18 protein-coding genes are annotated in these 26,746 nt (G+C 52.1%); 2 read left to right on the top strand and 16 right to left on the bottom strand.

The window, feature by feature from the left end; all coding sequences use genetic code 11:
- Positions 1-207 precede the first annotated feature (207 nt).
- The 5 genes from GNP95_RS19715 to ftsE all read right to left on the bottom strand — a co-directional run bounded on the left by GNP95_RS19715 (position 208) and on the right by ftsE (position 6,988).
- The gene (locus tag GNP95_RS19715) at positions 208-1,569 is read right to left on the bottom strand and encodes a PDZ domain-containing protein (protein ID WP_155612558.1); all 1,362 of its coding nucleotides are present in this window, start codon (positions 1,567-1,569) and stop codon (positions 208-210) included.
- A gap of 813 nt (positions 1,570-2,382) precedes the next feature.
- Complete coding sequence (locus GNP95_RS19710) at positions 2,383-3,846, bottom strand: S41 family peptidase (RefSeq protein ID WP_155612557.1); 1,464 nt, start codon at positions 3,844-3,846, stop codon at positions 2,383-2,385.
- A 200-nt stretch (positions 3,847-4,046) separates the two neighbouring features.
- Complete coding sequence (locus tag GNP95_RS19705) at positions 4,047-5,267, bottom strand: murein hydrolase activator EnvC family protein (RefSeq protein ID WP_155612600.1); 1,221 nt, start codon at positions 5,265-5,267, stop codon at positions 4,047-4,049.
- Between the two features lie 130 nt (positions 5,268-5,397).
- Entirely contained in the window at positions 5,398-6,312 is a 915-nt protein-coding gene (gene ftsX, locus GNP95_RS19700) for a permease-like cell division protein FtsX (RefSeq protein ID WP_155612556.1), read from the bottom strand.
- Positions 6,302-6,988, bottom strand: coding sequence for a cell division ATP-binding protein FtsE (gene ftsE / locus GNP95_RS19695; RefSeq protein ID WP_155612555.1), 687 nt, complete (start codon positions 6,986-6,988; stop codon positions 6,302-6,304). Before ftsE ends, ftsX begins: the two co-directional genes overlap by 11 nt.
- Positions 6,989-7,210: 222 nt before the next feature.
- Between ftsE and GNP95_RS19690 the strand changes: the two genes are divergently transcribed.
- Both GNP95_RS19690 and GNP95_RS19685 read left to right on the top strand, forming a co-directional pair.
- A complete protein-coding gene (locus GNP95_RS19690) occupies positions 7,211-8,680 on the top strand; it encodes a VanW family protein (protein ID WP_155612554.1) in 1,470 nt (489 codons plus the stop codon).
- A 142-nt stretch (positions 8,681-8,822) separates the two neighbouring features.
- Positions 8,823-10,124 carry a CynX/NimT family MFS transporter gene (locus GNP95_RS19685; protein WP_155612553.1) on the top strand — a complete coding sequence of 434 codons (1,302 nt, stop codon included), beginning with the start codon at positions 8,823-8,825 and terminating at the stop codon, positions 10,122-10,124.
- Between the two features lie 69 nt (positions 10,125-10,193).
- On the opposite strand, the gene GNP95_RS19680 is transcribed toward GNP95_RS19685, so the two are convergent.
- The 11 genes from GNP95_RS19680 to argF form a co-directional block, all read right to left on the bottom strand.
- Positions 10,194-10,922 (bottom strand): hypothetical protein, encoded by a 729-nt coding sequence (locus tag GNP95_RS19680; protein ID WP_155612552.1) that lies wholly within the window; start codon positions 10,920-10,922, stop codon positions 10,194-10,196.
- A gap of 150 nt (positions 10,923-11,072) precedes the next feature.
- Positions 11,073-13,154, bottom strand: a complete 2,082-nt coding sequence (locus GNP95_RS19675) for an alpha-glucuronidase family glycosyl hydrolase (RefSeq protein WP_155612551.1) — start codon at positions 13,152-13,154, stop codon at positions 11,073-11,075.
- Positions 13,155-13,169: 15 nt separating this feature from the next.
- Entirely contained in the window at positions 13,170-14,786 is a 1,617-nt protein-coding gene (locus GNP95_RS19670) for a response regulator transcription factor (protein ID WP_155612550.1), read from the bottom strand.
- Between the two features lie 220 nt (positions 14,787-15,006).
- Positions 15,007-16,314: an ABC transporter substrate-binding protein gene (locus GNP95_RS19665; RefSeq protein ID WP_155612549.1), complete on the bottom strand. Its 1,308-nt coding sequence runs from the start codon at positions 16,312-16,314 to the stop codon at positions 15,007-15,009.
- Positions 16,315-16,424: 110 nt separating this feature from the next.
- Positions 16,425-18,164, bottom strand: coding sequence for a cache domain-containing sensor histidine kinase (locus tag GNP95_RS19660; protein WP_155612548.1), 1,740 nt, complete (start codon positions 18,162-18,164; stop codon positions 16,425-16,427).
- A 101-nt stretch (positions 18,165-18,265) separates the two neighbouring features.
- Complete coding sequence (locus GNP95_RS19655) at positions 18,266-19,111, bottom strand: carbohydrate ABC transporter permease (protein WP_155612547.1); 846 nt, start codon at positions 19,109-19,111, stop codon at positions 18,266-18,268.
- Positions 19,108-20,064, bottom strand: a complete 957-nt coding sequence (locus GNP95_RS19650) for a carbohydrate ABC transporter permease (RefSeq protein WP_155612546.1) — start codon at positions 20,062-20,064, stop codon at positions 19,108-19,110. The genes GNP95_RS19655 and GNP95_RS19650 overlap by 4 nt, the downstream gene beginning before the upstream one ends.
- Before the next feature lie 655 nt (positions 20,065-20,719).
- Positions 20,720-22,717: a methyl-accepting chemotaxis protein gene (locus GNP95_RS19645; protein WP_155612545.1), complete on the bottom strand. Its 1,998-nt coding sequence runs from the start codon at positions 22,715-22,717 to the stop codon at positions 20,720-20,722.
- Between the two features lie 330 nt (positions 22,718-23,047).
- The gene (argH, locus tag GNP95_RS19640; RefSeq protein ID WP_330163527.1) at positions 23,048-24,463 is read right to left on the bottom strand and encodes an argininosuccinate lyase; all 1,416 of its coding nucleotides are present in this window, start codon (positions 24,461-24,463) and stop codon (positions 23,048-23,050) included.
- Positions 24,464-24,500: 37 nt separating this feature from the next.
- On the bottom strand, positions 24,501-25,736 hold the full coding sequence (locus GNP95_RS19635; protein ID WP_155612544.1) for an argininosuccinate synthase: 1,236 nt from the start codon (positions 25,734-25,736) through the stop codon (positions 24,501-24,503).
- 44 nt (positions 25,737-25,780) lie between these two features.
- A complete protein-coding gene (argF, locus tag GNP95_RS19630; RefSeq protein ID WP_155612543.1) occupies positions 25,781-26,746 on the bottom strand; it encodes an ornithine carbamoyltransferase in 966 nt (321 codons plus the stop codon).

The following is a 26,746-nucleotide window of genomic DNA, read 5'->3' as shown; positions in this document are numbered from 1 at the left end:
GTCTACAACCCTACAAGCCTTATCTAAGCCTTATCAGTCTATAGACCAGATAAGCTCTTCAAGCCACTAACCTGATAAGCCAAGCCTCATAAGCCCAACAGGTCATATAAGCCTCATAACCGATAAGCCCGAAAACCCTGCACCGCCTATAAGCCCTGAAAACTCAGCGAACCCGCTGCAGGTCCACGGCTCCCGCTAGGCTAAACGCTAGCCTTCCGTCTCGGCCCCCAGCTCCTGCTGGGGCGGCTGCGGCTTGTCCGCCAGCTTCTTGCCCCTTTGCCTTCCGGCAGATCGGCTAGCGCCGCCACGGAACGACTCTCCCTCGCGGCGCGGGCGGAGCAGATGCAAAAGCGCGATCGGCCGCATCCGCACAGCAACAGGCGCTTGATCGTCCGGCGCCAGAATGGCGCCCAGCTGATGGTGCTCGCCTGCGTAAATTGCGCGCTGCAGGAACTTGCTCTCGCCCGCGAGGTTGCGCACCTCCAGCTTGCAGAAGGCGGGATTCATGCGCAGCCCGGCATGAAGCTCCTCTTTCGTAGCCACCGGAGTGCCGTTCACCTTGATGATCGTCTCGCCAGCCTGGATGCCAAGCTCCTCGGCAGGGCTTCCCGGCAGCACCGCTAGCACTCTGAGCCCGTCAACAGGATGGACGAACAGCGGACTGCGCTTCTGCTCCTCGAAACGGCTGAGCCAAACCAGTCCTTCATGTAAAAGAATGGCCGCCAGCGCAGCGGCAATCGTCAGCGGACTCCACCATGCGCTTAACAGCGCCAACACCAGCATAATCGTCCCATAGCCGAGCAAACGGCCAGAAGACACCTTTGCTTTAGCCCGCGGCAGCAGTCCCGTAGTTACCTCCGAAAAGCCAATCATAATAGGTAATGCAATCCACTGAAAGCCTTCCTGCCAGGCTTCCCCGCCGAATAACGGAGTCCATGGCAGCATAGCCCCCGTCGTGTGCGCCGGTATCATCAGAAACAGCGGAACCGGCCACAAGCTTTGCAATTGGTAGCCGCCAACCAGCTTGCCGCGCTTCCCTTCAAAAAACAACGGCCCCGCAAAGGATGCCCCCTGCCAGCGCACCAGAAACCCTTCAGCTACATGCAGCACGGCTACCAGGCATAAAAGAGCCGGGATATTAAGCTCCCGGATCACGCGCAATATCTCAGCAGTCCATCCCTGGCCTTGCAAGCCCGGAGCCAAATTAATAATAAACTGGGCTATGCCAAGCAGCCCCACTGCATAAGCCAGACATAAGTAGCGGACGCGGAATAACAGGAGGAGCAGCGTAACAGCCCAAATGCAGATAATTCCTTCCACCGTTAAAGTCATACCGGTAAACAGCGAGACAAGCGAAACGAAGAGTCCTGCCAAGAGTCCTCCCAGAACCGTACGCCAGGTCTGTACGCCCCAACTGTGCAGCCTGACATGAAACAGCTTGCGCTCCAGCAGCACCTGACGTCTATAAATAAGCATCATTAGAATAATCGCAATATAATAGAACGGCTGCAAGAGAAGCTGCCCTGCCGCTTCAGCCAGCATCCACAGAACTTCAAGCACGGTATCCAAAAGGTATTCACGCTCCCATCCGTTTTACAAAAGGACATTCAGTATCAATCATTCATAACTTTCCAAGATTACTCATGACTACTCATGGCTGCTCATGACTACCCGGGTCTACTTAGGTCTACTTAGGTCTACTTAGGTCTATTAGGTCTGTTAGGTCTGTTAGGTCTACTTTGGTCTACTTTGGTCTACTTTAATCTTCTTAGATCTACTTAAATCTTCTTAGATCTACTTAGATCTGCTCAGCTGAGTTCAGCTCAGCTCTACTTCGCGATTTAACTGTATTACTTGTGTCTATTTTATCATTTTGCGCCGATTTGATAAAAATAGCTGTATTTTCTGTATCTAAACCACTGTTTGTTACTTTACTGTCCTGCAAGGCACATTTTAAGTACAGGAAATCCAGCTAATTATACGTTAAACGTTAAAGTGCAGCTTTTAAATACAACAAATCCACTTAAATTCTAACAGTTACTCCAGCTAACCATTATAACAGTTACTCCAGCAACCGTCCTGACAGTTACCCCGGCAACCACCCTAAAGTTGCCCCATCAAGTATCCTAACTCCACTAGCAGTCATTCTAAAGTTTTGATCAGCAAGGTCCTAACGGCTCCAGTGGCAGCCATCATACCGCCCCCACCTTTTAACGCTCCTGCAATAACATAGGTCCCTACCATTTATTGCTCTTCAGGACCCATCATAACACCCTGCTAATTGAGCCAGTCTCCAGCAATCATCCTAACGTTCTCTGACAATCACCTTGACGGCCCATCAACAATCCATCCTAAGAAAAAAGAAGGCTGAAATCAGCCCTCTTATGGTTTCGACGCCGCTTGGGTTATTTCCTTCCGGATTTCCTCCAGGGCACGGTTCAATTGTGCATCATTCTTCGGATCGCGGATCAGCTCAATCAACTTGCTCTCCAGCTTCTCAGCTGTCTTGGCATCCAATTCGCCATCCGCGCGTATTCCTTGGTCGCTTTGGAACTTCTTCAGCGCACGCTCCGTATTCTTGTCAAAATAGCCATCTACCCGGCCCGGATCGTACCCGAGACCTTTGAGCATGACTTGCGCGCTCTTCACATCTTCGCCGAGCGTATCGAATTTGAAAGTCTTCTCTTTGTTAATCGGAGCTACCGAGAAGTAATCCGGCTGGGATACGCTGATATCCGGCTGGATTCCTTTCTTGTGAATCCACTCTCCGTTTGGTGTCAGCCACTTGGCAATTGTGATTTTGAGCATGCTGCCGTCGCCCATCTCCTGGGAGTAGCTCGACTGGACAGTACCTTTGCCATAAGTCGGTTCCCCGACCAGCTTCGCTCCCGCTGATTCCTGCAGCGCCCCCGCCAAAATCTCCGAAGCGCTGGCACTGCCTTTATTCGTTACTACGACGATCGGATAAGGTTTGCCTGAGCCTTCTGATAATGTGGCGTCACGGCGCCCGTTCTTATTTTCTACCTGAACGATTCCTTTGCCTTTTGGCACAAACAGCTCCGACATTTCGATGACGATCGGCAGCACACCGCCCGGATTATTCCGCACGTCGATGACCAGACCTTTCATCCCCTGCTGCTCCAATGCCTCCAGTTCTTTCTTGAAGCGGTTCGCCGTATTCATTGAGAACTCCGTAATTTCAATAACCCCGACATGATCCTTCTCCATCCGGGCATACACCGTTTCCAGAGCGATATCGGCGCGTACAATCGTAAATTCCAGAGCTTCCGCTACTCCGGCACGCTTCACTTTGATTTTGGCTTCCGTTCCTTTAGGGCCGCGGATTTTGGCTACGGCCTCATTCAGGGTAAGACCTTCAAACGATTCGCCGTTCACCGACAACAAAATGTCCTTTGGCTTGATGCCGGCCTTCTCCGCCGGAGAACCCTTGATGGGCGACACGACGACGACATTGCCGTTCTCACTCGATACCTCCGCGCCGATTCCCGTAAAGGATCCTTCGATTTGTTCGGAAAATTGCTGAGCCGTTGCCCCGGCCATATATGAAGAGAAGGGATCATCCAGCGCATTCATCATGCCATTGATGGCGCCATCCACGAGCTTGCTGCGATCCACTTTTTCCACATAGTTCTTAGTTACCAGATCAAGCGCCGTCTCGATTTTCTTAATATCGCTCTTCGGCTGTCCGCCGATATCCGCAAACAAGCCACTGGACAGCTGTCCCGAGCCAGCCAAGCTCCATTGGCCCGTCAAAGTCACGGTGAGAAGACTACTAACCACCATAGCGACCAATACGAGTAAAGTAACTGTGCGTCCTTTGAACATCAGTAAAATCACCGCCTCTGTTTAATCCGGCCGACCCGAAGCCCACCTGTAATAACCATCATAGTATATGTTTAGCTTGTACGGAATATATACAACGAGTAAAGAAGGAAAAACGGATATTCGTCCTGAATAGACGGTATCCGTTTATAAACGCATAATACTATTTTATAAGTGCTGGATACAAATGTCCAACGATTCCGCTACAAATACGGGGATGGGTCTACAGGGCTCCCGTTGATCCGCACTTCAAAGTGCAGATGCGGTCCTGTGGAGTTTCCTGTGCTGCCCACCTCGGCAATCTTCTGTCCGCGCTTGACCTTATCGCCCTTCTCGACCTTGATGCCGCCGTTGCGGATATGTCCGTACAGCGTCCAGACGTTGTCCCCGTGATCAATGATCACCGTGTTGCCATAGCCGCTCCACCACTCGGCAACGATAACCACGCCGCCTTCAGCCGCCCGGATATCCGTTCCTTGCGGAGCCGCAAGATCCACTCCCGTATGCTTCTTCACCTGTCCTGAGATGGGGTGAACCCGGGTGCCATAGTTGGAGGACAAGCGCGCACCGCTGACCGGCAGCGCCATCGAGCCGCCGTTTCCTTTAAATCCGCCGGAGCCGGAAGAGGAGCTCTTCTTATAAGTATACACTTGCGCAGCCTTGAGCTTGTTCTTCTCCTTCTCCAGAGCCGCGCGCTTCGTGGCCAGTTCTACGAGAAGCTTCTCCTGCTCCTCGCTGATATCATCCGATTCCTCGATCTCGGCATGATACTTCGCAATCAGCTGCTGCTTCTCGATTTCCTTCTGCTGCAGCTCGCTTCTGCGGGCTTCCGCATCCGCGTACAACTGCTTGACCTTCGCATAATCCTGCTCCAGTTGAGCCTTCTGCTCTTCAATCAGCAGCTTGTCCTGCTTATGCTCCTTAAGCAAGAGCTGGTCCTGATTCGCGATCGCCTGCAGCGAGTCGGCCCGCTCCAGGAAATCCGTGAAGCTGGTTGATGACAGCAGCACATCGAGATACGATACCGCCCCGTCGGTATACATCAAACGTACGCGGGAATCCAGCAGACCAGAACGCTCCTCAATCCGCGTCTCCGTCTCGCTCAGCTTGACCGCTGTCTCTCTGAGATTCTCTTCCGTATCATGAATCTGCAAGGAGATTTTGGCCAGCTCCGCGCTCACGACATCCATCTGTCTAAGAACTTCATTGAGATAATTCTTGTTCTTGTTAACGTAATGCTGAGCTTCCTGCTTCTGCTGGGCGGCCTTTTCCTGCTGCTGCTTGGCCTTCTTCGCCTGCTCCTGCAACTGCTTCAGCTCTTTATCGATTTGGTTTATTGTTTTGCTCTTAGCATACCCATTGTCAGGCTGGAAGATAATAACGGCTAAAGCGACAACGACTACAACGGAAATCCACTTTTTCAACTTCGCTTCCCCATCCTTCTTCATTTTGTTCTTGCATTCATCATTTCTGGCTTAAGAAAAGCACCGATCCCTTGCCATTCCCGGATGTAGTCGTCCAATTCTTCTTAACGCTGCTTTTCTATCAATTCAATTACACTTTAAGAAATCTGCGTATAGAAACTGTGCTTCCCCATATTCCGATGAGCAGACCCAGCCCGATCAACAATACCCCGATCTGGAATCCGACCTCATCCAGCGAAACGAGATGGAAAGCCAATGTGATGTCCTCTTTAACCGAAATGGCCAGCTGGTTGTATCCGAAAAATAGAACGCCGACGGTAATTACCGAGCCAATCAGTCCGATCAGCGCACCCTCCACAAAGAACGGCCAACGAATAAACATATTCGTCGCACCCACCAGCTTCATGATGCCGATTTCCCGGCGACGGGCCAATATCGTTACGCGAATCGTATTGGAAATCAGGAACATGGCCATCAGGCCGAGGCCTGCAACAAAGGCAAAGCCGATATTGCGAACGGCGCGGGTTATCTTGAACAGCTTCTCCGTCGTTCCTTGCCCGTATCTTACTTTATATATCGGTTCATCCGGATATTTCGTGTTGAGCTGCTCGATCTTGGAAGCGACGAACGGAACCGTCGTCGGTTCAACGACCTCCACCTGCAGCGTATCCGGAATTGGATTCGTATTTTCGTCATATCCCTCGAGCAGGTCCTTGCCCTCTTCCCCGAGCTGTTCACGGAAGTCCTTAAGCCCCTCCGCCTTGGATATGAAGGTTACCTTACTCACTTCCTCCATCGCCGCGATATCGTTATGCAGCTTCTGCCGCATGCTGTCATCGACGTTGGAATTCAGGTACGTCTTGATTTGCACCATGCTGTCCGCATCATCCGCGAACGCATTAACGTTAAGCACTAATAAAATGAATACACCTAAAATAAATAACGACACAACGATGGACGTAACGGAAGCTACCGACATCCAGCCGTTGCGGAAAACATTTTTCGAACCTTCCCGAAAGTGACGAAGGAGGGTGTTAAAACTCATAACCATATTCCCCTCTCTGTTCGTCCCGAACAATTTGCCCGTGCTCGATAGCGATAACCCGCTTCCGCATGCTGTTCACGATCTCTTTGTTATGGGTAGCCATCACAATCGTCGTACCCCTGAAATTGATCTCATCGAGCAGCTGCATAATCCCCCATGAAGTCTCCGGGTCTAGATTTCCGGTAGGCTCGTCCGCAATAATTACGGACGGATTGTTGACGATCGCCCTGGCGATGGCCACACGCTGCTGCTCTCCCCCCGACAACTGGGACGGATCGCGGTTTGCCTTGTTCTTGAGTCCGACGAGATCAAGCACTTCCATCACACGCTTCTTGATGACTTTCTTCGGCGCTTCGATGACTTCCAGCGCAAAGGCTACGTTCTCGTAAGCGGTCAGCTTGGGCAGCAGCCGGAAATCCTGGAAGATCACGCCGATATTGCGGCGGACATAAGGGATTTTCCGCTGTTTCAGCCTGCCGATATTGAAGCCGTTGACGGAAATTTGTCCTTTCGTGGGTACTTCCTCGCGATATATGAGCTTCATGAAAGTCGATTTCCCCGCACCAGAGGGACCGACGACATATACGAATTCATTGCGGTCTATCTGAACCGAGACGCCGCGAAGGGCGTGAGTTCCATTCGGATAGGTCTTATAAACATCCTGCATTTCTATCAATTCATCACGTCCTAAACCTTGATTCCTTAGTCTGTAGGCTGCTGTATTTCATTTCGACACTTTCCAGCCAATTCCTTTAAAAGCTGAGTTATTTCATCAGCCCGTTTTTTATTGTAACAAATATGTTACCTTTTGAGTACCCTGAACGGCCGAAAGTTTCCAGAATTTCATCATATATATGTTTGTACGCTGCCATGTTCTCGAATTGGAAAGGAGATGCGCATGAAGAGATTGCACCTTGTAACTATTTTGTTTTCTTGCGTTCTGCTTCTGTGGTCTGTTGTCTTTGGAGCTATATTTGTATATGCCAGCCGGGATACCGTGCCGCCCGGCGTCTCGATAAATGGATTGGATATCGGCAGTTTGAAACGGGACAAAGCCGTGGCTTTGGTAGAGGAAATGATCCTGAAAATGGAGCAAGAGAAGGTTGTCGTTACGGTACAGCAAACCAAAGTCAATTCAACATGGAAAGAGCTTGGCGTGCAATATGACGCCTCCCATTTCTACAACGAGCTTGACCGATTGTTTGAAGGTTCTCTATGGGAACGGGCGAAGGCCAGGTGGCATTTCCCCAAGCCCTGGGAACTGCATGTAAATTTGGACGAAAAAAAACTGCGCAGGCTGTTTACGCCACAGTGGGAGCAGAGCCGTTTCGGCAGCCCTACCGATGCCGTGCGCCTCATTTCCCAAGCCGACAAAATCACTTATCTGCCAGAGCGCTCCGTCAGCCGGATCGATTGGATTACTTTTGGAGCCATGATTCAGCAGCGCAGTCTGAAGGCTCTGCACCAAGAGAGCATACCCGATGAGAGAACCCGCCAGGCCAAGCAGGGGCTGCCTGTTCTTGAAGTACCGCTCTACACCCTCCGGCCCAAGGTGACCCTGGAGAGCCTGCACCAGCAGGGCATCGAGCGGAAGATCACCGAGTTCACGACCGGTCTGCACGGAAGCGGGGAAGGTCGGCGGCATAATATTGAAGCAGCAGCACGCACAATCGATGGAATGGTATTGGCTCCGGGGGAAACCTTTAATTACGAGCAGGTCATTAAGACTGCGGAGGACAAGTACGGCTTCCGGGAGGCCCCGGTCATTTTTGGCGGCAGGCTCGTTCCTGGTGTCGGAGGAGGCATTTGCCAAGTGTCCAGCACACTCTACAATGCCGTTATTCTGGCCGGATTGGATATCGTAGAGAGACGCAATCACACGCTGCCCGTCAGTTACGTTGCTAAAGGTCTGGATGCCACGTTTGCGAGGGGATATATCAATTTCCGCTTCAAAAATACGACCGGGCGCCACCTCCTCATTCATTCCCGGGTGAAAGACGACCAGTTGACCGTTAAGCTGTTCGGCGATGCGCCGGGCGACATCACTTATGATGTCGAATCCCTCACTACCCGGACGATTCCCGCCCCTACGAAATACGTTGCCAATCCCTCCCTTGCTCCCGGAACTGAAGAAAAGATTATCGAAGGCAAACCTGGCTATATTGTCGAATCCTACCGGATCAAAAAAATATCCGGCAAACCCGTAAGCAAAGTCAAGTTATCCCGGGATACCTATCCGCCTCAGCCTACCGTCATCGCCATTGCACCTGAAAACACGGGAAACACTCCGGCACCCTCAACGCCGGGCTCGCACGGCACGGCTCCAAAGCTCCTGCTGGAGGATGGCGTAAACGGGCCAAGCTTTTAAACGCAAAGGGATTCACTTTACCACGAGGAAATATATTAGGCTTTTTCCCTAACTTGACTATTGCTTGTAAAAGTTTTCATATGTTAAGGTTAAGCCAATTTTAATAAGCACGGCAACATTGATCAGGAGGAGTACTACAGCTATGACAAAAACAAAAAACGACGCACCTGTATTATCAGCAAGTGAAGCTGACACACACTCTTCCTCCGACCCGGACTCCAGTTATAACTCTGGTGCAACCCCCAAATCCGGCAACCGTCCGGCCGAACGACGGATTGGTGCAGCGGCCCTGCTGATTGCAGCCATCCTGCTTACGGCAGCGACGCTGCGTTCGCCTCTGACCGGTGTGGGCTCGCTGATTGGCGAGATCCAGAGCGGTACGGGACTGAGTCATACCGCAGCAGGAATGCTGACCACGCTGCCGCTGATCGCCTTTTCTATTTTCGCCCTTGCTGCTCCTAAGCTGGGCTGGCGGTTCGGTATGGAACGCACCATGTTCTTCTGCATGATTATCATGACCGCGGGAATCCTGCTGCGCTCCATGCCGAATAATCCGGCTCTGTTTCTCGGCACCGCACTGATCGGCAGCGCGATTGCCGTCTGCAACGTGCTGCTGCCCGGCTTGATCAAACGCGATTTCCCCCATCGCATCGGCCTGATGACCAGCCTGTACACCTCATCCATGAATGGCTGGGCGGCCATCGCCTCAGGAATCAGCATCCCGCTCTCGCGGAACGCCGGATGGAGAGGCGCTCTCGTCTACTGGGTGATCCTGTCGGCCGCGACGGCATTGGCCTGGATTCCGCAGCTGCGCCGCAGCGGCGATAAGAGCAGAGCGAAAGGCGCGAGCTCCTACCGCAAGACGGGAGCCGTCTGGAAATCGGCCATTGCCTGGCAAGTAACGATCTTTATGGGCTTTCAATCGATCATGTTCTACATAGGCATTTCATGGCTGCCGGAAATTCTCCAGGAGCAGGGGATGGCTCCCGGAACAGCCGGCTGGATGCTCTCTCTGATGCAAATCGCCAGTATGGCTGGCTCATTCCTGATGCCGCTCATCGCTTCAAGAACGCAAAGCCAGAAAGGACTAGCCGCCGGCTCTTCCGCGCTGTTCCTGCTCGGCTTCGGCGGAGTATGGCTCGGTTCCCCGGCTTTGGCCCCGCTGTTTATTATGGCTATCGGACTTGGCTGCGGCACCACCTTCAGCCTTGTCATCCTGTTCTTCGCACTGCGGTCGCGAACCGCAGATCAGGCGGCCGGACTGTCCGGCATGGCGCAATCCCTCGGCTACCTGCTAGCCGCCGTCGGCCCGACCCTGTTCGGCTTCATTCACGACCAAAGCGGCAACTGGACGGTGCCGCTGGCAACGATTACCTCACTGTCCCTGCTGACGATCCTCTTTGGATACGCCGCCGGGCGCAAAGGCTACATCGAAGCGGAATAACGGCGATCAACGAAATATCACAGCATGATTTCCGGTCAGGCAAAAATAGTTTAAGCGGACGGGAACGCCTTAGGGCGCCTGTCCTGCCCTGCCTACCGACGCACCAGGATCTGCCTCGTAATGTACCCTGTACTCCACGTGGTCTATCTCGCAGCCCGGACCGATCCGTATCGTATTTCCCCTGACAACCCCCGCTTTGGTGGCCTCCAGCACAATGTCATCTCCCTCAATCAGCTCGGCTGTTAAGCAGGGTGCTAATGAAGACGACAGCCAGGCTAACACACGGCTAGCCCCCAGCCTTTTGCGGACGCTGATGCGCTCGCCTCTAATTTCACTAGCACGGCATGCTCCGGCCATCACGATATCCAATTCTCTTGCGCGCAGTCTCCCGCAGACCTGGAGGAGGCCATGGACCTTCAGTGTTTCGTATTGTGCCGACCCGTCCAGCTTCATCCCGCCGTCGATATGTGCTTGTTCACCAACCGCTCCGCCCCTGGCCTGCAGCATCCCGTTAATGTTGATGCTGCTAAAGCTCACATCGCCATCCAGCTTCATCGTTCCATCCACACGCAGCTTCCCTCCGGCAATCGTCCCCGAACTACGGCCCGTTCCATTTAGGCGAAACTGCTCTGCGTATATCGAATTCGTCAGCTTCAATGATCCGTTCGCTGTAAACGAAGCGCATCTCACTTCCCCTTGGATTGTCGCGGCGCCATCGGTATTGATTTTTCCATAATTGCCGCCTGGCACCTGGCCCATCCCATTTATTCTTATATCCTTTGCTAACCGTTCCTCCAATTTCATCCACCTCACTTTGGTTACATCCATCATACGAAATGAGGCGATAACCGTAAAATAAAAACGCAAAGAACCCCGAATTCCAACCGAAGTTGGGGTTCAGGGTTCTCCATGGATGACACTTCCTCTTATCTCGTGCCAAAACAACTACTAGTAAATTACTCTATTATGCTGGTCCTTGATGCCCGATTTGCGGTAGAAGTAGGTATTGATGACATCCCGCCAGTGCTTGGCGCTCTCAAGCTGCTCCAGCAAACGCTCTTTCACATGGGCGAAGCGCTGCGGATCCAGCTTGGATTCCAAAGCATCCCAGCGTGCGATCCACTTCTCCACTTGCTCCACTCCCGCAAAGTGCGTGTCGTAAATATGCTGAATAACGGTCTTGCCAGATTTCAGCACATAGGTATAAGGAACATGGTGGAAAAATAGCAGCAGCTCATCCGGACAAGATTCCAGACTATCATACAATGCTGCATTAGCGCCAACATATTGGTGGGAATATCCCGTACCCGTAGCCAGGGTCCGGTCTACACCGATGCCGTCCCGGTCCGCGAAATGGTACGTTCCCCACTTGGAATATTCGTAGCCGTCCACGTCAGGTCCGTAGTGATAATGCGGCACAACCATCCAGCCCACGCCCAGCGGGGACGTATAGCTCTCATAGGTCGGCCAGGATTCCATCAGAATGTCCAGGATCGTACTCGCCACATCCTGGTTCACGCCAAAGGTCATGCTCGTCCATTCCTCAGCAATCTCCTCCGCGCTCAGCTCTGGATTCCAAAGCAGCCGGCCGTACCCATACAGATTGGATTGGGCGAGATAATGGCCCGTCCAGTTATAATCATCGCCAATGCTGGATACCGCTGTAATCCCGCTATGTTTATACGGATGAACCTGCCCGGCAACGATATCCTTCACCTTGCTGCCTTCTCCCTCGCAGAGGGTGTCGAATTCGAGCACTTCTTTCCACTGCGGAATCAAATAGCATACATGCCTTTGCTGTCCCGTATATTCCTGGGTGATTTGAAACTCCAGCATCTGATTTGTCTGCTTCATGGCTCCGAACAACGGCGATACCGGCTCTCTAACCTGGAAGTCCATCGGGCCGTTCTTGATTTGCAGAATGACATTGTCCTTGAATCTGCCGTCAAGCGGCTTGAAATGGTCGTATGCCGCGCGGGCCCGGTCGGTTTTGCGATCCCGCCAGTCCTGATGGCAATCGTAGACGAAGCATCTCCACAATACGAGCCCGCCGTAAGGCTCCAGCGCTTCAGCCAGCATATTGGCTCCGTCCGCATGATCCCGTCCATAGGTGAATGGCCCCGGGCGGTTCTCCGAATCCGCTTTGACCAGGAATCCGCCAAAATCGGCAACATAACGATAAATGTCCGCTGTCCGCTGCTTCCACCATTCCTGTACCGCTGGCTCCAGCGGGTCAGCCGTGGACGTGCCGCCCAGCTCGATCGGCGCGGCAAAATTCACGCTGAGATAGAGGCGAATGCCGTACTCGCGGAATACATCAGCAACCCGGGCAACGTCAGGCAGAAGCTCAGGCGTAATCAGCTTCGTTTCTACCTCGTGCACGTTCACGTTATTAATGGCGATACCGTTAATGCCAACGGAGGCCAGCAATCTGGCATATTCCCGTACGCGAGTCAGGTCGGAGACGATTTTGCTGTCCTGATAAAATATCGACTGGCCCGCATATCCGCGCTCAATGCTTCCGTCCATATTATCCCACTGGTTGACCATCCGCAGCTGATACTTCGGCGCTTCGACCAAATTCAGCCCATCGGGAGATTGACCCGCCGTCTGCAGCAGGCGCAGGAAATGAAATACACCGTAAAGCAGCCCCTTATCCGATCCCCCGGCAATAAGAATATAATCCTTGCCTTCACGGGCTGCCTTGCGAATGATATACCCTTCTTCCCCTAGGCGAGCCGCCTCCGCTCCCTCCACCGAATCGTTAAGCAGAGGATTGCCGGCACCGCCGATGGTTCCTAGAGCCACAAAGCGGTCCGCGGCTGCATTCGGCTCTACCGCAGGCTGCTTGCCTGTCAGCTTGGCTAGACCCTCCGTCAACTCTTGCACCGCTGTGCGGAACAACGGCGAGGACCCTTCGCCCGCTGCCACGATATTGCTCAAATACCCTTCAAATAGCTGAATCGCTGCCGAACGTTCCACGGACGCTCCGCCGTACCGCAGCCATGCCAAATCATAATTGCTGTTCATTTTGCCACCTCTTCTTCATTTCACGATTTCCGTCGGGTTCATCCCCGTGATCTTCTTGAACACGGTGCTGAAATACGGAACGTTTTTGTATCCGACCATTTCCGCCACTTCGTAAACCAATGCTTTTTTCTCCATCAACAGTTCCCGGGCCTTCTCGATCCGTACTCTTGTCAAATAATTATTAAACGTCTCGCCCGTAATATTCTTGAAAATCATCGACAGGTAGTTGCGCGAAATATACACTTTATCCGCCAGCCCGGCCAGCGTAATATCCTCGGCATAGTGCTCGTGGATATATTCCATCATGAAGTCGACAGCCTGCCGGTGCTTGCCGTTGCCGCCCCATTCGCGGCTGCTGAACACAATGCCGATCTTGGCGCTAAGCCATTCGGCCAGCTCGGAGGGGCGCTTCAAATCGGCGATTTCCCGAGTGATGGAATCATTCGAGAAAATATCGTCAAGCACCGTCCCCATTTCATAAAAAGCAAAGGCGATAATTCCCCATAGCTCGCCTGCCAGCATGCCGACGTATGATTTCGTGATGCCTTCTTCTTTCTCCAAGCGCGTCATGTAATCCAAAATAATTTTACGCGCCTGATTCTCCTGCGATGTCCGGATGGCTCCGGCCAGCTCCAAATACAGCTTCACGGGCCGGATTGGCGTTCCTGTGCCTTCGCTGTGCAGTTCCTGCGCAAAGACATACAGATCATAACCGGAAACCGCGGGCTGGGGATTCAGATCAATGACGCGGAAGGCCTCTTCCGTCGAATTGCCGATCTCCCTGATGCTGCTCTTGCGCTCGCCAATTCCGATGCGGAGCTTCAGCTTCAAATAGCTCTGGACGCAATCGATCAGGCGGACGCCAAGCTGCTCCAGCCTCTGGCGCAGCTGCCCATCTGGCTCCGTACGGTCGCTGTGAATGATGACGACGGAGCGGTTCGTATGCAAATCGGTATATTCAAAGGAGGCAAAGGCCTCCTGGGTTAGCTCGCAAATAATGTTGCTGATTGCAAATCGAAGGAGGCTCCAGTCCGGCAAGCTCAGCTTCGTTGCCCGCTGATCACGGACCAATTCAATGCCGAGAACGGTATGATCGCAGTCGGCCCAATGACGATAGGGCGTTGGAATCTCCGTATCCAGACGGGAGTTCTGCAGGGTGCCCGCCGCTGCCGACTTAACCCATTCCTTCTCGACAAATGGTTCGTAAAGACGCAGCTTCTGCAGCAATTCATCCTGCTTCATGCGCTTCTCTTCCTGTTTCTCGAGATCGGCAATGGCCTGGCCCAGTACGGACTTCAAGGTAGGAACGCTGACCGGCTTGGATAGGTAATCACTTACGTTCAGACGCAAAGCCTGACGGGCATATTCAAAATCCGAATATCCGCTGAGGATGATGACTTTGCCCGCATACCCGGTTTGCCGCAGCTGCTCGATCATGTCTAGCCCGTTCATCACGGGCATATACAAATCCGTAATGACAATATCGGGTGAAGCCGACCGAATCATCTCCAGCCCTTCTTCTCCGTTCAGCGCCTCACCCGCCCATTCTGCATTCAGCTCGTCCCAAGGTATCGCTCTCCGAATTCCCTGCAGCACCGCACGGTCGTCGTCGATGATTCCAATCTTCCACATCTGTAGAGCCCCTCCTCTTGCAACATGATGTTTGCGCATGATGTTCAATTTGCTAATCTTATAATGATGATAATACGTCATGCCTGATAAGCTGTTAAGCCCCTCAGGCATGACGTTTTTTTTAGAGGTTGTTCAAAAAGTCATTCTTTGATCACGAAGTAAATCAGGCAGCTCATGCGACATCGAATCTTACTTTTTAAACACGCATTTAAAATTAAGTTTACTCGTATTCTTGCGCAGCTTTTTTCAAGGACTCGTAAGCTTTCTCTGGCGTCGTTCTGCCGAAGCTCAGCTCATCGCGCACAAGCGGGAAATCTTTATCAATGAAGTTAACCCAGCCTTCCGGCCCCGTCGTAAACGTTTGTCCGTCCGGAGTCGTTGCGTCGATCAGCTGCATGCCTACTTTCTCGCCTTCCGGCAGGTTCGGAATCAGGCTTTCTGCAATTTTCGCGTTGGCAGGCACGCCGCGAGCCGTTCCAAGAATTGTTCCTGCCTCTGGATCGTTAATGAACCAATCGATGAATTTCGCTGCTTCTTCCTTATGCTTCGAGTTTGGAGACAAGCTGAGGAACATGGATGGCTTCAGCCAGCCGCCCGCTTCTTCAGCACGTGGCATAGAGATGAGATCGAATGCTCCTTCTTTCATGCTGTCCCAAGTCGTGTAGTTGTTGGAGAAAGAGTAACGGAACAATACTTTGCCGTTAACCAGCAGGTCAGCTGTCGGATCCATTTCTTTGTCAGATGCGTTCAAATCCGCTGGAGGGATCAGGCCGTCGTTGCGCAGCTGTTCGAATTTCTTCGTCCACTCCAGGAATGTCGCTTCGTCGATGTTGAATTTACCGTCTTCGGTGATCAGCGTGCCTTTGCCTTTAGCATAGTGATAGGCGCTGAACATGAAGTAGTTGCCGGCATAGTCGAGTGTGAAATATTGGCCTTTAGCGAGCTTAGGCTTCACTTCTTCCGCCAGGGCGAAGAAATCATCCCACGTCCAGCCGTATTGTGGTGCAGCTACGCCCATTTTTTCCAAAGCAGCCTTGTCGTAGATCATACCGAATGCTACAGAGCCGAGCGGTACGCCGTATTGCTGGCCGTCTTTTTGGCCAATCGGCAGAAGGCTTGGCGTCAAGTCAGTCAGATTAACTTTGCCATCCAGCGCTTCCAATTGGTTGCGGGACGTCCAGTCGGAAATCCAGCCCGGATCCATTTGGAAAATATCCGGTTCGTTGTGCGCTGCCGCTTGAGTAGACAGTTTATCGAGATAGCCGTCCATCCCCGAGTATTCAGGCTCGAAGGTCACGTGCGGATTTTTCTCGGTGTACAATTCTAGCGCTTTCAGCGTAGCTTCGTGGCGTGGCTGGGATCCCCACCACATCACCCGCAATTTTACTTTCTCTGAAGCTGAATTGGATGCAGCCGGAGTATTGCCAGCCGTTGCTCCTGTGTTATCTCCTTTGCCGCCGCAAGCTGCCAGCAGCAAGGAACATACCAGCAATGCCGCAACAATCTGCAATCGCTTCCATTTCATCATGTTGACTTACCCCCTAAAAAGATAAATGTATTGTAGTCACTTTTTATCCTATCAATTCCTTGTAGATTGGAATATAAGAGAGATGCACAATTTATTATAAAATCGTCCGATTATCTTTCACTTTTGCCCGGCGCCTCCTCCAGCCGCGGGAACACAATCGATACGACCGTCCCTCCATGCTCGCCGTCGGCAAGCGCAATATCGAAGGCTTCGCCAAAATAAGCCGAGAATCTTTCCCTTACGTTCCGTATGCCATACCCGCCCTTGCGCCGGTTATTCCCCTTATCATGATTATGGGAAAGTCCGATTCCATCGTCCTTGATGACGATGCGGATGTGTTCGCCCTCTTCTGTCACTTGAATGACGATTTTGCCGCTTTGTCTGGAATTGAACCCGTGGATGATCGAATTTTCTACAAAGGGCTGGAGCGTCATCTTCGGAATAAATAGCTTCTGCAATTCTTGGGATACATGCACCTCGTATTCTAGCCCGTCCTCCCATCTTAACTGCTGGATTTCCAAATAACAACCGACGTGCGTAAGCTCTTCACCAATCGTAATGAAGCTTTCTCCATGAGACAAGCCGATGCGGAACATACGGCCCATCAGCTCCAGGATACGGCTCATCTTGTCCTGGCCTTCCGCGATCGCCATCCAATTCAGCTGATCCAGCGTATTATAGAGAAAATGCGGGTTGATATTCGCCTGCAGCGCTTCAATTTCGGCCTTGCGCTGCTGCTCGTAACGCTCGGCAAGCGACAAATAAAGCGCCTCAATCCGCTCATTCAGCCTGCGGTATCCCGCAAACAGCACGCCGAATTCATTGGTATAATCGCTCGTGAGCTCCGGCTGCGCTCCGCCAACGACATAAGTCTTCATCGCCTTGACAAGCTGGGCCATCGGCTTCATAAATTGCCGGCTTAACCAGAGCGTCAGCAGGAAGGCCAGCAGCAAGGCGCCAATGCCGATAGAAATAATCGCCCCGGCCAGCTTCACGCTGCCTGCCGTAATTTGCTTCCATGGCGTGATCTCAACGATCATCCAGTCGGAATCCGCCACCTTGGAATAAACGATGAGATTCTCGACGCTGTGCGGCTGCGTATTAAGACGGAACACGCCGGACTCGCCCGTAAACCGCGGATCGGACTCCACCAGACCGGCTTCCTGCAAGGACTTCCCGATGCTGAGCAGTTCCCTGCCGTTCCTATCCAATAAGATGCGGTTCGAATCCTGCGAGTATCCCTCGAGCATGCTCCGGATCCAATCCGCCTTCACATGAACGACCAGAATGCCCATAAACCGTGTATTATAATAAATTTTCCGTGAAAAGCTCAGCACGGACGCTTCTCCCTTAAAAGTTGAAATCTGATGTTCCTCTGACCAGGCGAAGTCGTTCTTCTCCAGAGCGGCATACCAGGGCTGCTCCTCCGCCGCTTCCAGCTGGTGAAACTGGATATAGCTCTGATGGTCTCCCCATTGCGGCTGCTCCAGGAACAAATCGATCGCTTGGATTTGCGGAATCGAATAGGTCAGATGGGCCAGTGCCTGCTTGATGCCCATCGACCTGCGGTAGCGGTCGAACATGTCATCCTTGCCTGACAGGAATGCAAGCAAATCGTTATCTCTGGAAGTCGTCAGAGAGACCTGCTCAATCGATGTAAGCCTGCCCGTAATTTCATTGTTCAGCTCCTCCAGCAGCCGTTTCTGGTAATAAGACGTATTCTCGGCCAGCTCGCGGGAGGAGATGGCATAACTGATCCATACCGTACTGGCCAGCACGAGCGTGATCAGGCCGCCGAAGCAAAGGATGAACAGAAGATCAATGCGGTATCTTTTAAATGGATTAGTCATAAGGACGTCCCCTTTTCCATAGGCGTTCATCATCTAAAAAAACATTGAAGCTGTATAAGCCTCAATGTTTTTTCATTGTAAACGATTATGTTCCTTGCTGGCTAGCCTTTAATTCCAGTCGTAGCTACGCCCTCTACGAAGTACTTCTGAGCGGAGCTGAACAGCAGCGTTGCCGGCAGGATGGACACAAGCGACATAGCTAGCAATTGTCCCCATTCCGCGCCGCCCTGAGAGTCGTTGATCATCCGCAGAGCCAGGCCTACCGTGTATTTATCTACAGAGTTAATGTACAGCAGGTGACCGAGGAAATCATCCCAGTTCCAAAGGAAGCAGAAGATGATAACGGTAACGATCGATGGCTTCATCAGCGGCATGATGATTCTCCAATAGATTCCGAACCAGTTACAGCCATCGATTTTTGCCGACTCATCCAGCTCCCGCGGAATACCGCGAATGAATTGGATCAGCAGGAATACGAAGAAGGTTCCTCCTGCCCCCCCGGCTAAAGCGTGGGGTACGATAAATGGCAAATACGTATTGACCCAGCCGAACTGGTGGAACATCGCATACTGCGGAATAATAAGCACCTGTCCTGGCAGCATCAGCGTGAGCATGAGCAGCGAGAACCAGAAGCCCCGCAGCGGGAAGTCCAGTCTGGCGAATCCAAAAGCGACCAGTGTACTGGAAATGACCGTCACGATAATCACCGCGATAATCAAATAGAAGGTATTGATATAGAAATCGGTAAACGTAAAGCCGGGAACCGAATGCCAGCCTTTAACGTAGTTGGACCATTGGGGTACGGTCGGGAAAAGCGACGGGGAGCTCAGCTCCTGGTTGCTTTTCAAGGAAGCGCCGATCCACCAAATGACCGGGTAGACCATAATCAAACTGAATATGATGAGCATTGCATGACGAGTTAAGCCTTTCCATTTTGATTGGGTCATTTTCTCTTTTTCCCTCCTTGGCTGTCGGATTCGTAGAACACCCAGTATTTCGATGTCACGTTAATGGCTACAGCGGCAACAACGATCATCAGCAGCATAATCCAGGCCAAGGAGGAGGAATATCCAAGCTGATAACGGCTGAACGCCCGCTCATACAAGTAAAGCGCATACACATAAGTGGAGTTCATTGGGCCTCCGGCCGTAATGACGTACGCTGGCGTAAACACCTGGAAGGAGTTAATGACCCCCATAATCAGGTTAAAGTACAAGGTTGGCGACAGCATCGGCAGCGTAATATTGAAAAACTGTCTAAGCTTGCCCGCTCCATCCACCGAGGAAGCTTCATACAGATCAGTCGGAATCTGCTTCAGACCGGCGAGGAAAATAACCATCGAAGAGCCGAACTGCCATACGGACAATACGATCAGCGACCAGAGCGCCGTATCCGGGTTCGTCACCCAGCCTGTGCCTGGAATGCCGAAAACGCCCAGGACTTTGTTGAAGAAGCCGTCCACGCCAAAGATGTTTTTCCAAAGCAGGGAAACGGCGATACTTCCCCCGATCAAGGACGGAAAATAAATGGCCGTCCGGTAAACTGAAATCCCGCGCACCGCCTTATTCAGCAGCATGGCCACAAGCAGCGCGGCAATGAGCTTCAGCGGCACCGAAGCCAGAACGTAATAAAACGTGATTTTGACCGATTGGACGAATTTCTCGTCTGCCGTAAAGATGCGGTTGTAGTTTTCCATACCGACCCATTCGATCGGTTTCATTAAAGTATAGTTGGTGAAGGAATAATATAGGGACAACAGCATCGGGTAGGCCGTCAACGCCAAAAACCCGATCAGCCACGGGGAAATAAACAGATATCCTGCAATGGGAGAGTCCCAACGCTTGAGAAATGGCTTTTTACGCTCAGGCGTCCCGTTAGCTAAAGGTGTTGTTCGTTCCATGTGTTCACTCTCCTTTTCTTACTTTTAGTATAGATGGAGAGTCCCGTAGAGCTACAGGAGACAATTGCTCAAAATCATTCAATATTTTCAGAATATCTAATTTTGCAAAAAGAAAAGCGCACCCTCAGAATTCACCGGACAAACCAGTTTGGTTTCCAATGTCTATTCTAAAGAGTGCACGCTGCTGCTCCCCATCTTTAGTTCATTGTATATAAGGTGCTGTTGTTCACTATGCTGTGTCGTGCACTAAATGGAATTCATGCATCTAATGATGCTCTAGACAAGTGTTTCCCGGGATTAGATGGATTTTATGCACCTACAATCAAGCACCCAGACCGTTATTGGCAGTTTCTCTTCTTTTAGAGACATGAAATCCATTTAAATCTACATCCCCTTCTTTACCGCAGAAACTAACTACTATTAATCCATTTATTATAAGTTGGACGATTAAAATGGATTTTGTAACTCATCTATTTATCCTAAAAAGCTCTTTCTATACATATTCTCCTCTTACAAGAGACTCATTGATCTTCCAGCCTATAGCTAGCATCGCATAAAAAATGCACCCCTAGAATTTCATTGGTTGGACCAGGATGGTTCTCCCAACATTATTCTAAGGGTGCAATTAGATACTCTGGGCGCTGCTATAAGGAGATTAGACCTTGAAGTGCTCGATCTTCGTCTGCATATCCGCCGCCATACGGGCCAAGCCCTCTGCGGCTGACGAAATTTCCTCCATCGAGGCCAGCTGCTCCTGCGTCGCGGCCGTTACGCTCTGGAAGGAGTCGAGACTCTGCTGCGAGGTTTCCGAGATATGCTTCACGGAATTGGCAATCTCCTCGGCACTCGCTGACATTTGCTGCGTAATCGCAGAAACATCGTGAATCTGCTCCGTAATATGACGCGTCGATTGCTCGATTTGCCGGAACGCATTCTGCGCATCGGTAGTGACGCTTATGCCGCGTTTGACGTTATCTGCAACCTCGCCGTTCATGACTGCATAGGCCTTCTCTACCAAGCTCGTCATTTGCACGATATCCTCGCCGATTTGCTCCGCCGTCTCCCTGGACTGTTCAGCCAGCTTCCTCACTTCGCCCGCCACGACGGAGAAGCCGCGGCCATCCTCACCAGCACGCGCCGCTTCAATCGCCGCGTTCAGCGCCAGCAGATTCGTCTGGACGGCGATATCCGAAATCGCTGAGCTCATCCCGGCAATATGGGCGCTAAGCTCGTTCATCTTATGCATCAGCTCGGCTGACTGCTCTGTAGAACGCCGGATTTCCTCCATTTGCAGGCCGACCTGCTCTACCTTTTCACTGCCGTAACGCACATCCTCAACCGTCTGGGACGAGGAATCGACAATCGCTCCCGACGCTTCGGCGATTTTATAAATGCCTTGGGACATTTCCTCCATCGTATCGGCACTCTCCAGCGAGACGCTGGCCTGTCTCTCGGCTCCCTCGGAGGACACCTGAACCAGATCCACGACGTGCTCGACTGATTTTGCGTTCTGCTCAGTCCCGGCTGTCAGCTCCTCGCTGGAAGCGGCAAGCTGGCTGGAGATTTCCGCGACGTCCATCACCATTCCGCGAATCGAAGCGACCATCTCGTTATAGTTCCCGGCGAGCTGTCCGACTTCATCCTTCCGCTTAATTGATACTTCTTCATTGAGATAACCTTCTCCCACGCGCTTTGCGGAGGCGTTCAGCTGCTCAATAGGACGCGTTACGCTGCGAATAATCAGAAATAGCGCGAGGCCAGAAACGATGAGCGCGATACATAGCACGATCACAGATGTCCAGACAATCGGGACAATCGCTTTATCGAATTCGCTAATTTCCAGAACCCCGACGATTTTAAGACCCGTCAGCTCGTTCGTCAGAACGTAAGCTCTCTGCGGCTTGCCCGTCAGCTCGCTTTTGTAATCGATAAATCCCGAATCCATGGCCTGAATTCTCGAAATATGCTCTCCTACAGCATCATCGCCAGGCTCGTACTGCGGATGGTATGTAATCTTGTTGCTGCGGTCGAATATATATACGAATCCTTCACTGCCGATTTGCACGTTCCGGGTGAACTCGTTGATGGCTTCCATGTTAAAGGATACGGTCATAGCTCCCTGCCCATCTGGAAGAGCGCGGCTGATATACAAATTATGATGTCCTGTGGTCGACGACTTAAAAGGATCGATAATGACTGTCTTTTGTGGATCGGCAAGTGCGGCCTTGTACCAGTCCCTATCTGTGGGATCATATTCATGCGGGCCTGGGTCTGGCGCCTTCATAAAAGCCTTGTTATTGTTGCCTACGGTAAGCAGCTCAAGCCCAGGATGCTTCGCCATGAACAGCTCCAGCATCGCTTGTACCTCTGGCGATCCTTCATCGATTTGCTTGGAATTCATCTGCATGACCAATTGCTCGACGTTCTGTACCTGCGCTTCTATATAAGCATTCAGCGCTTCATTCATCAGCTCGACGCTCGTTTTGGATGCATTCCCGATCTTAGATTCCATTTCATGCTTGGCGCTTGTCAGACTAGATCCCATAATCACCATATTAGGAATGACCAGCATAATCGTGAATGCAAGCAGCAGACGATTCCGCAGCGAGTTGATCTCGATGACTCGCCGTAAGTTGGACCATATCTTTCTCATTGTTGTCTCCTCTCAAAATCCATTATGCAGATACCCGTTCCTCACCTAATTACTCTTTGCTTCAATGGACGTTACATACCTTTTTTGTTCTATCATAGCTCGGAATGACTAGATACCCTGTCATGATTGACCTTAGTCAATCATTCTATATATCTATATTTCGACAAAATTCAATATTTTTTTATACTTTTCATGAAAATAAATGATAATTTACTGTAAATTCATTTGATTTTCTTTGTAAACCCCATTTAGTCGTAAAAAAGAGCAGATCCTGCCCCAGGGGCAAAATCTGCTCTTGATCATTTCATAAATGCTTTAAATGCATCATTATTATTTGCTCTTAGCCAAATATTCCTGCACCCATTGACCGGTCGCCTGCAATTTCTCCTCAGCCCGGCCAATCGCGGCCTTCACCTGGCCGGTCGCCGTACCGCCGTAGACGTTACGGGCATTAACGACCGTCTCCGGCTGCAGCACCTCGTAAATGCTGTCGTCGAACAGCGGCGAGAATTGCTGGAATTCCTCAAGGGAGAGATCCAGCAAATATTTATTGTGCTGAATGCAATACAGCACCGTCTTGCCGATCACTTCGTGAGCCTGACGGAACGGCAATCCCTTGTTGGCCAGGAAATCGGCGATGTCGGTCGCATTGGAGAAGTCTTTGTTGACGGCCTCGCGCATCTGCTCCTTGTTCACCTTCATTGTAGCAATCATTGGAGCGAACAATTGCAGCGCTCCCTGCAGCGTTGCCACCGTATCGAACATGCCTTCCTTGTCTTCCTGCATGTCCTTATTGTAAGCGAGCGGCAGGGACTTCAGGACGGTCAGCAGGCCCATCAGGTTGCCGTAGACGCGGCCTGTCTTCCCGCGCACAAGCTCAGGCACATCCGGGTTCTTCTTTTGCGGCATGATGCTGCTGCCCGTGCAGAACGCATCGTCCAGCTCAATAAAGCGGAACTCGGTGCTGCTCCACATAACCAATTCCTCGCTCAAACGGGACAAGTGCATCATCAGGATCGATGCATCCGCCAGAAACTCCAGGATGAAGTCGCGGTCGCTGACTGCATCCAGGCTGTTCTCGTAGACGCCGCCAAAATTCAGCTGCTCGGCCACGAAATGGCGGTCGATCGGGAAAGTCGTTCCCGCCAGAGCCCCCGCGCCGAGCGGCAGGACGTTAATCCGCTTGTAGCTGTCCTGCAGGCGTTCGATGTCCCGCTGGAACATCGAGACGTAAGCAAGCAGATGATGAGCGAACAGAATCGGCTGAGCCCGCTGCAAATGGGTATAGCCTGGTACGATTGTATCCAGATTGGCCTTCGCTTGCCCGATCAGGGCCTCCTGCAGGTCATGCAGCAGCCCCACGAATTCGACGACCCGCTTGCGCAAATACAGGTGCATATCCGTGGCCACCTGATCGTTACGGCTGCGGCCCGTGTGCAGCTTGCCGCCGACCGGTCCGATTTCCTCGATCAGATTCTTCTCGATATTCATATGAATATCCTCGTCCGAGACGGAATACTCAAGCTCTCCGCGGCGGATTTTTTCAAGGACGGACTGCAATCCTTCCTTGATTCTCGCCGCATCCTCTTCAGGAACGATTCCGCACTTAGCCAGCATCGTCACATGCGCCAGGCTTCCCTGCACATCCTCTTCCGCCAGCGCCTTGTCGAACCCGATGGATGCGGTATATTCTTCAACTAGTTTGTTGGTCTGCTTCGTAAAGCGGCCTCCCCACAGCTTGCTCACCTGATTCACTCCTTATCTGTTTCAAACGTAGCTTCAATTACTTGTTGTTCTGCTCTACGCCGGAGCTTACTTTGAGGCGGAGCGCATTTAGGCGGATAAAGCCGGTTGCATCCCCTTGATCGTAAGCTTCGGTCGGATCGGCCTCCATCGTGGCGATGTCGGGATTGTAGAGGCTGACCGGGCTCTTGACGCCGGCCCCGATGATGTTCCCTTTGTACAGCTTCACGCGCACAGTTCCGGTCACGTTCTTCTGGCTCTCCGTCACGAGCGCCTGCAGTGCAAGACGTTCCGGCGCAAACCAGAAACCGTTGTATACGAGCGTGCTGTAACGGGTAATCAGGCTGTCGCGCAAATTCATTACTTCGCGGTCCATCGTGAGGGATTCCATTTTGCGATGCGCTGTAAACAGAATCGTACCGCCCGGCGTCTCATATACGCCGCGGCTCTTCATGCCGACGAAACGGTTCTCGACCATGTCTACCCGGCCGATGCCGTGCTTGCCGCCAAGCTCATTCAGCTTCTCCATCACGCCAAGCGGGTCAAGACGCTGGCCATTCAAGCCGACGCAGTTGCCCTGCTCGAATTCCAGCTCCAAATACTCCGGCTGATCCGGAGCATCCTCCGGGGATACGCTGAGCAGGTACATATCCTTGCTCTCCTCGCCGCTCGCATCGTACCAAGGATCCTCGAGCACGCCGCTCTCATAGCTGATGTGCAGCAGGTTGCGGTCCATAGAATAGGATTTTGCGGCAGAGGCGGTAACCGGAATGCCGTGCTCTTCGGCGTACGCAATCATTTCCGCGCGGCCCGGGAAGCGGTCGCGGAACTCGCTGAGGCGCCAAGGGGCGATCACCTGAATTTCCGGAGCGAGACCAGCAGCAGCCAGCTCGAATCTGACCTGGTCGTTCCCTTTGCCTGTAGCGCCATGGGCGATAGCCATAGCGCCTTCCGCACGGGCGATTTCAACCATGCGTTTGGCGATCAGCGGGCGGGCGATGCTCGTACCGAGCAAATATTGCCCTTCGTACATTGCGCCAGCCTGGAACATCGGGTAGATGAAATCCTTGGCGAATTCCTCGCGCAGATCGTCAATATATACTTTGGAAGCCCCGGTAGCCAGCGCTTTGGCTTCCAGGCCGTCCAGTTCCTCTTTCTGGCCGATATCCGCCGTGAAAGCAATGATCTCGGCATCGTACGTTTCCTTAAGCCATTTGAGAATGATCGATGTATCCAAGCCGCCAGAGTAGGCGAGCACGATTTTATTTTTTGCCATATTAAATGATCCTCCTGTTACTTTTTATAGCTCCGATTTGAAATCTATGAACCGATCAGCGCTGCCATCAGCGCTTTCTGGGCATGAAGACGGTTCTCGGCCTGATCAAAAATAATCGAGTTCTTGCCGTCGATAACCCCTTCGCTCACTTCCTCGCCGCGATGGGCCGGCAAGCAGTGCATGAACAAATAATCCGGCTTCGCATGCTGCGCCAGCTCTTCATTGACCTGATACGCAGCAAACGCCGCCTCGCGCGCCTTCTGCTCTTCCTCGAAGCCCATGCTTGCCCAAACGTCTGTGTAAATGACATCCGCCTGCGCTGCCGCCGCTTTCGGATCACGGACAACCTCGACAGCCGCTCCCGTCTCCTTCGCGATATGCCGGGCTTGCTCCGTAATTTGCGCATCCGGCTCGTAGCCTTCCGGACTCGCCACGGAGATGTGAACCCCGAGTTTTGCACAGCCGATCATCAGGGAGTGAGCCATATTGTTGCCGTCGCCGATGTAGGCCAGCTTCAGGCCTTTGAGGGTTCCTTTATGCTCATAAATGGTCTGCAAATCCGCCAGCACCTGGCAAGGATGCGCCAGGTCGCTAAGCCCGTTGATGACCGGAACGGTCGAATAACGAGCCAAATCGACGACATTCTCATGACCAAAGGTACGGATCATAATACCGTCCAGATATCTCGACATGACGGCCGCCGTATCGGCGATCGTCTCGCCGCGGCCAAGCTGGATATCATTCTTGCTCAGGAACAAGGCGTGCCCGCCCAATTGGTAGGTGCCAACCTCGAAGGATACCCGCGTCCGCGTGGAAGACTTCTCGAAAATAAGCCCGACGGTTTTCCCCTTTAGCGGATGGTAGACCTCGCCCTTCTTCTGCTTATCCTTAATCTCGATCGCGAGGTCAAGCAAATATTGAATTTCTTCCGTTGTATAGTCGCTGAGCTCGATGAAATCGCGGCCCTTCAGATTAAATGCATTCTTCTTCGTTCCCTCTATTAGACTCAT

The organism is Paenibacillus woosongensis (assembly GCF_009725165.1).
Lineage (GTDB): Bacteria > Bacillota > Bacilli > Paenibacillales > Paenibacillaceae > Fontibacillus > Fontibacillus woosongensis.
The sequence above is the reverse complement of the archived record's forward strand: the minus strand, read 5'-3'. Positions and strand labels throughout refer to the sequence as shown.